Origin of the sequence: Porticoccus sp., assembly GCF_965660005.1 — a bacterium.
Lineage (GTDB): Bacteria > Pseudomonadota > Gammaproteobacteria > Pseudomonadales > Porticoccaceae > Porticoccus.
Genome location: NZ_CBFHYF010000006.1, coordinates 51,382 through 63,386 on the forward strand (window position 1 = coordinate 51,382; position 12,005 = coordinate 63,386).

The 12,005-nt window shown below is 52.3% G+C and carries 9 protein-coding genes and 1 pseudogene; 4 read left to right on the forward strand and 6 right to left on the reverse strand.

Features of this window, described 5'->3' with window-relative positions; translation table 11 throughout:
• Window positions 1-232 precede the first annotated feature (232 nt).
• The 3 genes and pseudogenes from ACTF5G_RS02910 (at window position 233) to ACTF5G_RS02920 (ending at window position 5,083) form a co-directional block, all read left to right on the forward strand.
• The gene (locus tag ACTF5G_RS02910) at window positions 233-1,813 is read left to right on the forward strand and encodes a Re/Si-specific NAD(P)(+) transhydrogenase subunit alpha (protein ID WP_438951321.1); all 1,581 of its coding nucleotides are present in this window, start codon (window positions 233-235) and stop codon (window positions 1,811-1,813) included.
• Window positions 1,814-1,824: 11 nt separating this feature from the next.
• A complete protein-coding gene (gene pntB, locus ACTF5G_RS02915) occupies window positions 1,825-3,219 on the forward strand; it encodes a Re/Si-specific NAD(P)(+) transhydrogenase subunit beta (protein ID WP_438951322.1) in 1,395 nt (464 codons plus the stop codon).
• A 190-nt stretch (window positions 3,220-3,409) separates the two neighbouring features.
• Window positions 3,410-5,083 (forward strand): annotated as a pseudogene (locus tag ACTF5G_RS02920) (sensor domain-containing diguanylate cyclase).
• Window positions 5,084-5,127: 44 nt separating this feature from the next.
• On the opposite strand, the gene ACTF5G_RS02925 reads toward ACTF5G_RS02920, so the two are convergent.
• Genes ACTF5G_RS02925 through ACTF5G_RS02935 form a run of 3 tightly spaced genes read right to left on the reverse strand, consistent with a single transcriptional unit; the run spans window position 5,128 to window position 8,238 of the window.
• A complete protein-coding gene (locus ACTF5G_RS02925) occupies window positions 5,128-5,550 on the reverse strand; it encodes a YqaA family protein (RefSeq protein ID WP_438951323.1) in 423 nt (140 codons plus the stop codon).
• A complete protein-coding gene (locus ACTF5G_RS02930; RefSeq protein ID WP_438951324.1) occupies window positions 5,547-7,703 on the reverse strand; it encodes an EAL domain-containing protein in 2,157 nt (718 codons plus the stop codon). The genes ACTF5G_RS02925 and ACTF5G_RS02930 overlap by 4 nt, the downstream gene beginning before the upstream one ends.
• Before the next feature lie 13 nt (window positions 7,704-7,716).
• Window positions 7,717-8,238, reverse strand: coding sequence for a methanogen output domain 1-containing protein (locus ACTF5G_RS02935; RefSeq protein WP_438951325.1), 522 nt, complete (start codon window positions 8,236-8,238; stop codon window positions 7,717-7,719).
• 491 nt (window positions 8,239-8,729) lie between these two features.
• Here ACTF5G_RS02935 and ACTF5G_RS02940 point away from each other — a divergent pair, with 491 nt between their 5' ends.
• On the forward strand, window positions 8,730-9,566 hold the full coding sequence (locus tag ACTF5G_RS02940; protein ID WP_438951326.1) for a copper resistance protein NlpE N-terminal domain-containing protein: 837 nt from the start codon (window positions 8,730-8,732) through the stop codon (window positions 9,564-9,566).
• A 27-nt stretch (window positions 9,567-9,593) separates the two neighbouring features.
• Here ACTF5G_RS02940 and ACTF5G_RS02945 read toward each other — a convergent pair whose 3' ends face one another.
• The 3 genes from ACTF5G_RS02945 to ACTF5G_RS02955 form a co-directional block, all read right to left on the reverse strand.
• A complete protein-coding gene (locus ACTF5G_RS02945; RefSeq protein WP_438951327.1) occupies window positions 9,594-10,112 on the reverse strand; it encodes a CIA30 family protein in 519 nt (172 codons plus the stop codon).
• A gap of 2 nt (window positions 10,113-10,114) precedes the next feature.
• Window positions 10,115-11,224, reverse strand: coding sequence for a nucleotidyltransferase family protein (locus tag ACTF5G_RS02950; protein ID WP_438951328.1), 1,110 nt, complete (start codon window positions 11,222-11,224; stop codon window positions 10,115-10,117).
• On the reverse strand, window positions 11,218-12,005 hold a 788-nt coding region (locus ACTF5G_RS02955), incomplete at its 5' end, for an ATP-binding cassette domain-containing protein (protein WP_438951329.1). The genes ACTF5G_RS02950 and ACTF5G_RS02955, both read right to left, overlap by 7 nt.

Below are 12,005 nucleotides of genomic sequence, written 5' to 3' on the forward strand. Positions count from 1 at the left end.
TAATGGGTTATGCTAAGCCCACGAAAAGAGGCATGGAAGTTAAAATTGGCGTAGCATCCTAACTCCACCCGGTCGTATCGGGCGAGTCGTTGAATCATCAAACTCGGCATGGTAGTCAAATTTATTGTGAAACTGACGTGATCAGCTGAAATGAGAGTGAGCCCGCAGCCAGGGTTCACATGTTTCGATCAGCGCACCAGACATCTGGTGCTCAGGCCTGGAGAGTAGGCGAATGATAAAAATAGGTATTCCGAAAGAAATTTATCCCGATGAAAGGCGCGTTGCCGCCACCCCCGCCTCCGTTCAAAAGTTGCTAAAGCTCGGCTACGAGGTGTTGGTTCAGTCAGGGGCCGGCGAGCCGGCACATTATGATGATGAGGCCTATACCAGTGCCGGTGCTGCCATTGTTGTGGATGCCCCTGCACTCTGGAGTCAGGCAGATTTTATCCTGAAAGTGCGTGCTCCCATGTATAACCCCATGCTCGACAGGCATGAAGTTGACCTGATGAAGCAGGGCGCTTGCCTCGCAAGCTATATCTGGCCTGCACAAACCCCCGAGCTGCTGGAGAAATTGGCGGCAAAAGGGGCTACGGTGTTTGCTATCGACAGCCTGCCCCGGATCAGTCGCGCACAGAAGATGGATGCCCTGAGTGCCATGGCCAACATTGCCGGTTATCGTGCCGTCATCGAGGCAGCCAATCACTTCGGGCGCTTTTTCACCGGTCAGGTGACGGCAGCTGGCAAGGTGCCTCCCGCCAAGGTCATGGTGATCGGTGCCGGGGTGGCGGGTCTTGCTGCAGTGGGCACCGCCAACAGTATGGGTGCCATCGTACGTGCGTTTGATACCCGTCTGGAGGTGAAGGAGCAGGTGGAGAGCATGGGGGCCGAATTCCTGGAACTGGATTTTGGCGATGAAGATGGCAGCGGTGGCGGTGGTTATGCCAAGCAGATGAGCGATGAGTTCATCAAGGCCGAGATGGCCCTGTTTGCCGAGCAGGCAAAAGAGGTGGATATCATTATCACCACCGCGTTGATTCCCGGTCGTCCCGCCCCGAAACTGATTACCGCCGAGATGGTGGCCTCGATGAAGCCGGGCAGTGTCATCGTCGATCTGGCCTCGGAGCGGGGCGGCAACTGTGAACTCACCGAGCCAGGCAAGGTGGCCGTACACCACGATGTGTCCATCATCGGCTATACCGACCTGCCCAGTCGTATGGCAAAGGTGTCCAGTGATCTCTATGCCAGCAATCTGACGCATCTGGTGAACGATCTGACGCCGGAAAAGGATGGTCAACCCAGCGTTAACATGGAGGATACGGTGGTTCGCGGACTCACGGTCGTCCACCAGGGCGAAATTACCTGGCCGCCACCAAAAGTCGAGGTGTCAGTGAATGCTGCGCCGACACCCAGTACTGAAGAGCCGTCACGCAAAGATAAAGAGGTCAAAAAAGAGCCCTCGGTGATTGGCCGATGGCTGGGCAAAGGCGTGCTGCTGGCTGTCACCGTGCTGGCCCTGTTGGGCATTGGTGCCTATGCTCCCACCAGCTTTCTCAGCCATTTTACGGTGTTTGTACTGGCCTGTTTTATTGGCTGGCAGGTGATCTGGAATGTGACGGCGTCCCTGCACACCCCCCTGATGAGTGTGACCAATGCGATCAGCGGTATTATCGTGATTGGCGCATTGCTGCATCTGGCTCAGTCTGAAACCGGTGCAGTTGGCATCATGGCCTTTATCGCCGTGCTGATTGCAACCATCAATGTGGCCGGCGGCTTTCGGGTCACCCACCGCATGCTGAAAATGTTTCGTCGATAGGAGGGCACACCATGAGTTCAGGAATCGTCAGTGTGGCCTACGTTGTGGCCAGTGTTTTATTCATTCTCAGCCTCGGTGGTTTGAGTCATCAGGAATCCGCCCGTCGTGGTAACTATTTTGGTGTGGCCGGGATTCTGATTGCGGTTGGCGTCACCATAGCCAATGTCGGCACGGGCGACATGATTGCCATTCTGATTTCGATTGTGCTCGGTAGCATCATTGGCATTTTTCTCGCCAATCGGGTCGAAATGACTCAGATGCCGCAATTGGTGGCGCTGTTGCACAGTTTTGTCGGTTTGGCTGCCGTATTGGTGGGGTTCTCCGGTTACATTGAACCGTTGATCGTAACCCACGGTGCAGAGCACACCATCAAGTTGATCGAGATATTTCTCGGAATTTTCATCGGTGCGGTGACTTTTACCGGCTCGCTGATCGCCTGCGGCAAACTGGATGGTCGTGTGTCCAGCAAGGCATTGACGCTGCCGGGTCGTCACCTGATGAATCTGGTGGCGCTGGCCGTTACGGTAGTACTGGGTGTCATGTTCGTCGGTGCCGATAACCACTGGGCCGGGTTGCTGGCGCTGGTTATCATGACCATTATTGCCAGTGTGCTGGGGATTCACCTGATCATGGCGATCGGCGGAGCCGATATGCCGGTGGTGGTCTCCATGCTCAACAGCTATTCGGGTTGGGCAGCAGCCTCAATCGGTTTCATGCTGGGCAATGACCTGTTGATCGTGACCGGTGCTCTGGTGGGCAGCAGTGGTGCCATCCTCAGTTACATTATGTGCCGTGCCATGAATCGCTCCTTTATCAGCGTGATTCTCGGTGGCTTTGGTCAAACCACCAGTAGCATCAGTGCGGCTACGGGGGATGAAAGTATCCAGGAAACCTCCATCGATGAGCTTACCGAGGAATTGCTGTCATCGGATTCTGTGATCATCGTTCCCGGCTACGGTATGGCAGTCGCCCAGGCGCAGAATGCGGTGGGCGACATCACCAAGCTGTTGCGCGAGAGAGGCGTCACCGTGCGGTTTGGTATCCATCCGGTGGCCGGTCGATTGCCGGGGCACATGAATGTGTTGCTGGCAGAGGCTCACGTTCCCTATGACATTGTGCTGGAGATGGATGAAATCAACGAAGACTTTCCTTCAACAGACGTGGTGCTGGTGATTGGCGCCAATGACACCGTCAACCCGGCCGCTGCCGAAGATCCGGCTAGTCCGATTGCGGGTATGCCTGTTCTTGAAGTCTGGAAATCCCGTCAGGTGGTGATCCTGAAACGCGGTATGGCAACAGGTTATTCCGGTGTCGAAAACCCGCTGTTTTACAAGGACAACGCCCGGATGCTGTTTGGCGATGCCAAGGAGACAGTAGATAAACTACTGGGTGCATTGCGCTCATGAGGGCGTATTTCAAGTCAGACGGCCTGCGGAGCAGGCCGTTTCTCTGTTACCGGTGATTCATCGGGTATATGCTTGAGCCACGAAGCAGTATATTGGTGTGGTAAAGACGATCCCCGAATTCCAGTCCGAGCTGGAAGGTTTTTTCGAGGATTTCCAGAAAGATCGGGCTGTCACTCCTTCATCCATTCTGGTGCAGCTGTTCTTTTCCTCCGATAACCCGGAGTGGATAGACCACGTCTGCCATGTCGTGCTGAACGTCATGTCGGAGGCGGTTGTCATGGGCGCTACCAAAGATGGCGAGATTGCTCATGGAAAAACGCTGACCAATAGCACGGTGTTTTCCATCTCGGTCTTTGAAAAAACCACTCTGCGGGTCGTTGCCGATACCTGTCTCCCCGGGGAAGAGCTGGTGCTTGGGGAAAACCTGCGACACCAGTTGCTCAAGCAGGAGCAACAGATTTGCGGTGTGCTTTTTCTCGCGACACCCCTGTCAATCAATGTCAGCAGACTGTTGGATGAGTTGGCGTCTGGTGGGCTTGATTTTCCGCTGTTTGGTGGTGGTGCGGGCGATTATGCCGTGATGGAACACAGTCTGGTGATGGCCAACCACCAGACCATTGATCGGGGTGCGGTGGTGGTTGCCCTGATCAGTGATGACCTGTTCATCAAGGAATACACGTATTCAGGCTGGATGCCGTTGACCAAAGAAATGACCATTACCGCCACCAAAGGCGACAGGGTTGCCACCGAGATTGATGGCAGACCTGCCTACGATGTGTATAGCGGTTATCTGGGTATCAAGAACGATCAGCAGTTTTTTCTCAATTCACTCGAATTCCCGTTTCTGATCGAACGCGATAACGAACTGCTTGGCCGCATGCCCATGAAAGTCACCGAAGACGGCGGTATACATTTCATTGCCGATATCATGCCTGGCGATAAATTTCGTATTGGCTACGGTGATCCCAAGGAGATTATTGCCCATGCCAAACATACCCGTGATGAACTGAGTGAATTTCGACCCGAGGCAATTTTTCTCTATACCTGTGCCTGCAGACGTTTCCTGATGCAAAATGATGTTGAAATGGAAACGTTGCCATTTGAAGAGGTTGCACCAACAGCCGGTTTCTATACCTACGGTGAGTTCCTCGGGCAGGGCAGTCACATCAGTCATTACAACTCCACCATGTTGGTGGTGAGCATGCGGGAAGGCGAGCCGAAACAGCCGGTGGCGGTTATCACCACCGATCAGACAGCCAAAACCAGCCCGGCAGACAAACCCGATCTGTACAAGGATCAGCACATTCGTGTGGTTTCCCAGCTCATTCACTTCATCGAAACCATCACCGTAGAGCTTGAAGATCGAAACAGAGAACTCATGCATCTGGCGATTACGGACAAACTGACCGGGTTGTTCAACCGCGCCAAACTCGATCAGGTGCTGGACGAAGAGATTATCCGCCATAACCGTTACGGCAAGGAATTTTGCGTCATCATGGCAGATATTGATGATTTCAAGATGATCAATGACACTTTCGGACATCACATGGGTGATGCAGCGCTGGTGGTCTTTTCCGACATACTGCGGTAATGCATTCGTGCCAATGATACCGCCGGTCGCTGGGGCGGCGAGGAGTTCCTGATCGTCCTGCCACACACATCGGTCAAAGCTGCCGCACAGACAGCGGAAAAGATTCGCGCACTAGTGGCGAGTGGTGATTACGGTGAGGTTAAAAGCGTCACGGCCAGTTTCGGTGTGCTGGCGCATAATCCTGGTGAAACTGTTGACGCCCTTTTTTTGCGGGCAGATATGGCGCTCTACGCTGCGAAGCGAAAGGGCCGAAATGCTGTGGTGTGCCAGTAAACTAATTGCTGGTCATTCTGTCGATTATTACCCTGACCTCTTCTTTAAATAGCCAGATAGCCCATGATCAGTACCGCATATCGCAGGCCTTTTCCTGTGGCCACCAGAATAAAAAAAGTGCTGGCGGGGACTTTCATCAGCCCGCCGACCACCGTCAGGGCATCGCCACCGATCGGTAGCCAGGTCATCAGCAGGCTCCATTTTCCGTAGCGGTTGAACCAGTTTTGCGCCCGCGCTATATCCGCCTTGCGGGACGTCAACCAGCGGCGTTCCGAGTAGTCCCCCAGGCGCAGCCCGATCCACCAGTTAACCCCCGCACCCAGGGTGTTTCCGGTGGTTGCAAACAACCACAACAGCAGCGGGTCTAGCCCGTCCCGGAGTTGGGCAACCAACAGTATCTCGGAATAAAACGGCAGCAGGGTGGCCGCACCAAACGCCACGGCACAGAGCAATAAATAATCAATCATTGGTCTTGAGGTGGCCGGGATAGGTGAGCGAAACCGCCAGAACGGGCTGTTTTCGGTGGCTGGGGTGTATCCTTCAGCTCACCGGGTTTGCCGATATGATAACCCTGGATAAAATCAACACCCATGTCCTGAAGCAGTGCCTGAATTTCTGCATTTTCTACAAATTCGGCGATGGTCTGTTTGCCGAGGGAATGGGCGATATGATTGATTGACCTCACCATAGCGAGATCGGCAGGGTCTTTGTCGATATCTCTGACAAAAATTCCATCGATTTTAATCAGGTCTGCAGGCAAGTATTTGAGGTATGCAAAGGAAGAAAAACCGGTTCCAAAATCATCCAGCGCAAACTTCACACCATATTGCTTCAGCTCATTCATAAAGCCTGCTGCGCCCTCAATATGTGTAATCGCCTCCGTTTCAGTAATTTCGATAATCATGGCATCGGCGATGGCGTTATTATTTTTTATTTTTGTCACCAGAAATGAAGATATCTCGTTATTGTTGATAGAAGAGCCGGAGATGTTGACCGAGAAGGTGTATCCCGGGTAGTGGTTGCTTTCAATCATGCTGACCACCTTTTCCATCACCCACATATCGATCTTCAGCATCATTGAGTTGCGTTTGGCGACAGGAATAAAGATATTGGGGGTAATCAGTTGGTCGTGGTCGGGCAATCTCAGCAGTGTCTCGAAATAGTCCAGTGAGCTGCCGTCAGCGTAGGTAATGGGCTGGAACAACAATTTAAACTGGTTTTTGAGCAGCGCATCATTGATTTTATTCAGCAGGGTGAACTCACCAATATCCTGCATTTTGTTATCGGTGGCATCATTATAAAAATGGTACTGGTTCCTGCCGTTATTTTTTGCCACATAACAGGCGATGTCAGCCTGTCTCAATACTTCGGCCTTGCTGGCAGTATGATCATCAATCAGGGTGACACCCATACTGGAGAAAACATTGAATTGCTGGTCACCCCATGTATAGATAAAACTGGAAAGTGTGCTCTGGTAGGAAGTGACAACGTTATGCAACTCCTCAGTGTTGACGTTCTGCAACAAAATGCCAAATTCATCGCCACCCAAACGAGCCAGAATATCGCCGGACCGCAACCGGGCGCCAAAAAGTTTGGCAACTTCAATCAGTAGGGAGTCGCCCACCCCGTGACCGGCGGTATCATTGACTATCTTGAACTGGTCAAGATCTATATACAGCAGGGCAAAAGTGGTTTTACCGCGATGGGCTATGTTGATCAGACGCGATAATTCCTGTTCAAAATAAAAACGGTTATGCAGCCCGGTCAGCATATCGTGTTGGGCCAGGTACTGGAGCTGGCGTCGGGCCAGCCGGTCTGCTGTCACGTCATGAAAAACCACCACGGCACCCAGTACTTCCCCGGATTTGTTTCTGATGGGCGACACAGAAAACTCAATGACATATTCAGTGCCGGTTTGTGAGATCAAAGTTGTATGGTTGTTCAATGCAATGAGTTTGTTCATTTGCAGGGAATGAATCACAGGATCGTGGCAGGAGATACGGCTGTCTTCATCGATAATATTGAAAACACTTGCCGAGGGCTTTCCTCTGCATTCGTCGCTGCTCCAGCCCGTCAATTTTTCCGCAACCGGGTTCAGCGACATCACCTTGCCCTCGACGCAGGTGGTGATGACTGCATCAGCGATACTGCTCAATGTGACAGCCGCCAGTTGAGACTGCTGTTCAAATGCTTCGCGTGTTTCGAGGAGTTTTCGCAGGCTGGCCTGGGTTTTCTCGAGTTCCTTATTCAGTGCTGTGAATTCGTTACGATTATGTGCTGCAGGAATACAGCGGAGAACCATTTTTGCGGATTCCGTGTCAGTGGCCGGTTCAAACAGAAATCCTTGAAAAGTCCACGACTTCAGCGCATGAGAGTTCCATTTTAGCGTTGAAGGTAGGGGCGAGTTGCTTCTCGACCAGGTGCGGAGAATCTGTTTTAACTGATCCTCGGTGTTGAGGACATAGTGTTGCAGGGAATGCTGCTGTTTTACCTGGGGAAAGTGTTTGCTGAGAAACACCCCGGCATGATTGTTCAGCGCGAGAATTTCCCCGTCTTTATTGAGCAGAATCAGTGCCTCCGGAAAACCGTTGGCAATTTTGACGAAGCCTGAGACATCCATCTATTGAGCCTCGCTATGACTTGTAGTTTTCTCGTCCGTCCACCGATTCACTGCTACCATTTCTGGCAAGATGAATGACTACCACGCAGCCGTCATCGCCGGCGGCAATGGTTTCTTCCAATGTCACCTTGGCGTAGCCCAGATTTTCCGCTGCTATCGTACCGAACACATTGGACGTCATCATGCAGAGAGAGCTCCGATCAATGACTTTATCGCCGAAGGGGCAGCGCCGATTGCCCAACACGATTTTTTCCCTATCGACGGATATGACGTAAAAATCGCCACCAATACGGCGTTTCAGATCTACCAGGGTGCTGGTCATCTGGTCGAGATCAAGTTGCTCTACACCAAGCCCCCTGCGATATTCACCGTTGATCCAGTCACCGATATTTTGCCCGACGATACTGATAAAGCCTGACGCATCTTCCACGCCGACAGTATCCTCAAGCGTTCCGCTCAACTCCCGCAACTGGTTGACCAGAAACAGGTCGTGGTTCAAGGGTATTTCCAAAGCCGAAATCAACTGATTACCCATAGCCTGTAACCTTTTCTTATAGTTTTAATGGCAGAGGCGCACCGCCATGAATGGCTGAATATTTACTCGACGCTAACCGCAATTGCACCTGACGGGACAGTTCCTATCAGGCTAGCACAGCCGGATTTCGGCTGTCACTTAATTGGGTACATTAATACGCTAAAACAGCCTGATACCGGGCCTGTTTTCGTTATATTGAGGCTTTCCGGTGATTTTGTGACGTATGTCTCGCTATCAGTGGTAATTGGCCTGAACGATCAATCCGATACTGCATACAAAAAGTAATATTCGATCTACCTGAAACCTGTTCGGATCGGAGAGTATTTGTGCCCCAGCGTAAATACCGATCTTGCTAGTCGTGTACGCAATCATGTTAAGGAATTTTTTGTTCAGCCAATTGCTGAGATGGCGGGAGACCAGTGGTAGACGGTATGATCCTTTGTCACGACTCAATGAGCATAGCTGCTACTATGGACAAGAGGGCTTAATCCATGAGGTTACTTAATTCTTGCGACCGTTTCGCCACATTGGTGACGGTATTGTTGATTCTGCTGGGCGGCTGTACCGCCGAGTCAGACCCGGAAGAATCGACACCTGATTCATCCAGGACCAGTGAGCCAGCGATAAATCAACCGGCGACCGGCCATAACAGTTCCAATTCATTGACGTGGCAGGGCAGCTATGCGAGGGTGTTGCCCTGTGCGGATTGCCCGGGAATCGAAACCAACCTTGTTTTGCACAAGGATAATACCTTCAGCCTGACAACCCGCTACCTGGGCAAAGACGATCAGGTCTTCAAGAATTCCGGCACCTTCCGCTGGAATGAGGCGGGCACGGGAATTCGTCTGCAGGGGCTTTCCGATGGCCCGGTTCAGTATCAGGTTGGAGAACACCAGCTGATTCAACTGGACAAGCAGGGCCAACGGATCAGCGGTGATCTGGCGGATCAATATGTGCTGAAGAAACAAATTGCCTTACCCGATCACACGCCAGTGGCTATTTTTGATGCCCCTAAATGGCAGCTGACCGAACTGCTGGGAAAACCGGTGACATCGTCGGAGTCGGCCTGGTTGGCCTTTGAGAAAGAGGACGGCAGAGTCACCGGCTTCAGCGGCTGCAATAATCTGGTCGGGAATGCGGTCTTTGGTGAAGGTGGCAAATTGCATTTTTCCCAAATGGCCGGCACCCGCAAAGCCTGTCCCGATTCAACCCCCGAAATGGAGTTCCTGCAGGTATTGAGGTCGACGGCCAGCTACCGTCTTGATGACAAAATACTGGTGTTGATACATGCCGAAATGGCACCGCTGGCAACCTTTGAAAGGCTCTGAGCCTGGGTTTTCAGCCGGATTTTCCGGTCAGTAAAACCGCAGGCCCGACAGCGCCAGATCCACCTCGAATTCACGCCCGATAGCCACAAGGCCTATCCGTTTCAGTTTGTCGAGATTAAGCGGTATCTCGGTGCGGTGGGCAACAAAGTTATTGAATGATAGCCTGAGCGTTTGCCACTCCGGTTTGACCTTGAAGGTCTGCCGGTAAGACTGCCAGGGTCTGCTCAGTTCGGTGGTTCTCAGGTGAACGGCATATTCTTCCACCGGACCACAGACATCCAGTTCGATGCCCTGCCACGCGCTACCGTCCACGGCTGTTTGGTCGGCGGATAAATCCAGTGCCATCTGCAGAAACCCGCCGTTATTCTCGAGGCTCACCCGGCCGTGGATGCGCAGTGCCAGACGGTTGCCGATGGTTTCACGAGTCAGAGTGCCTTCCGATAAGCCTCCCATCACACCGTCGGTTACCAGCCGCCATTGGCCTGCATTGCCGTCGGCGGGGAGGTCTGATTCAAAGCTGTCAAAAACAATGGCGGAGGCAATCACTATTATCGATCCCTTTTACTTGTTTGAGGTGCCGGTTTGGGGATAGCCATAAAAACCAGATAAACCAATGTTAGAACGACTGTCGCGGCAAAAAAACCCGCTATACGGCGGTAGGTTGGACGATCTGGAAAACGGTGACATATCACCGTGTAGCGCACAGCGATAGTCTCTTTAATCCATTTGGCCGAGAGTGGTTTGGCGTCGGAAAACCTCGGAATCCGGCCTCGAGAAGGGCTGTTTTCGGCGGCTGTGGTGATGGTCTGTGGTAGGTCGATGCCGTAATTGACGGCAATGTTGATGCCGGCCAAAAAAAGCGTTTCTTTCTTCTCGGCAATTGCAAGTTCGTGTGCTTCCTGCCAATCCTGTGCCGTAAGGCTTTTCGACATCTTAGCTAGGTCGACAAGCCAGTTCAGGTTGTCCTCGAAGTTACCCATGACCGCATGCAGAACCACCATGAATAGCTCGATGGGTCTGGCCGGTTTTAACAATCCGGTTGCTGCTGAATGTGCTGGTTGGGCCCAAGCCAGTTGCGTAAGCCGGTCGGATGTATAGCTGCCCAGGCGACGGTGCAGATCGAGCTTCACATCACTCTGGGGGTGAACAAGTTGGACACCGTGGTTCGGATCCAGGCCAAAAAAGCGATGAACGGTGCCTTTCCTCTTCAAGTCGGCATACTCATGCGCCCAACCATTCTGCAGTAGCAACTTCAGCGCGCGAGCATGGTGTTCTCGGGCCACCAAAAGATCCATGTCGGCCATCGACCGCAGGGTCCGTTGGGGGTAGTAGTCAGCCAGGCCGACCCCCTTCAAAGCCATGACAGGTATAGCCTGCTGCGCAAACAGGTTGACTACTTTTTCTAACTGATGGGTGCGATGTTGATACGCTATCCACCAGTATTGATAAAGTATTTTGAGACGAGCCTGGTGGATTGATGACAGACCAAAGCGCTGTGTCTGGTGATGGATCAGTGGCGACAGGCGCATAATACCGAAACTCATGGTATCGATGACGATCGTCTGATCCCAGGCATCCTGTAGCTCGCCTGCAGTGACCGCATCCTCAGCCAGACAGAGTTTTAGTGAAAGCTCTTCAATAGATAGCGTTGTCAGCATGGTGTGAACTTTATGGTCTGATCGGCAATGTCATCAAATTCGTCAAGGTGGCTGATGATAATGATAATTTTGTCATCTTTTAACTGCGCGATAGTACGCTTTAGTAAATTGATGGATGTGCGATCGAGGTGATTGGTGGGCTCGTCGAGAACCAGCAGCGTATGGTTCGTGTAGAGCTCGCGGAGCAGTGCAATTCGCCGGGCTTCTCCCCCCGATAACGCACCGCCACATTCGCCAACCTGATAGTTTTCCGGGTCCTTCTGCACCGGTAACAACTGCCGTTTCAGTTCGGGGTCGCCGTCACTCCATTGCTGTTCTGCCGTAGGGTGGCCGAACAGTACATTGTCTTTGATCGTGCCGCCGAACAGGGTCACATGCTGATCAATCAAGGCTGTTTGATGCCGCCAAAGGGATAGTTCCGGCCAGGGTGTTGGCGCACCGTTAATACACAGCTCACCGGCACTGGGCGTTAAATGGCCCAGCAGAATTCGGGCCATGGTGGATTTGCCAGCGCCATTTTCACCTTTCCACAGATAAATATTGCCCTGTTCGAGGCCGAGCGATTTGTTTTTGATGACTGGCTTATCGGGATAGCTGAAGCAAACGTTGCTCAGGACAATCGACTTTAGCGGTTCTGTGGCACACGAATAGGCGTTTTCGTGCTCGCGGTCTGAGTTTGTGGGGTTTAGCTCGGATGGCAACCTGAAAAACCTGTCGAGGGTTATAGCTGCCTCTTGCGCATCCATAAAGCTGAACAGTGCGGTGCTGAGCGGTTGTATAT

Excerpts from the sequence above, each read along its gene's own strand:
- ACTF5G_RS02910 (WP_438951321.1), top strand. The coding sequence starts at position 233 with ATGATAAAAATAGGTATTCCGAAAGAAATTTATCCCGATGAAAGGCGC.
- pntB (WP_438951322.1), top strand. The coding sequence starts at position 1,825 with ATGAGTTCAGGAATCGTCAGTGTGGCCTACGTTGTGGCCAGTGTTTTA.
- ACTF5G_RS02925 (WP_438951323.1), bottom strand. The coding sequence starts at position 5,550 with ATGATTGATTATTTATTGCTCTGTGCCGTGGCGTTTGGTGCGGCCACC.
- ACTF5G_RS02930 (WP_438951324.1), bottom strand. The coding sequence starts at position 7,703 with ATGGATGTCTCAGGCTTCGTCAAAATTGCCAACGGTTTTCCGGAGGCA.
- ACTF5G_RS02935 (WP_438951325.1), bottom strand. The coding sequence starts at position 8,238 with ATGGGTAATCAGTTGATTTCGGCTTTGGAAATACCCTTGAACCACGAC.
- ACTF5G_RS02940 (WP_438951326.1), top strand. The coding sequence starts at position 8,730 with ATGAGGTTACTTAATTCTTGCGACCGTTTCGCCACATTGGTGACGGTA.
- ACTF5G_RS02950 (WP_438951328.1), bottom strand. The coding sequence starts at position 11,224 with ATGCTGACAACGCTATCTATTGAAGAGCTTTCACTAAAACTCTGTCTG.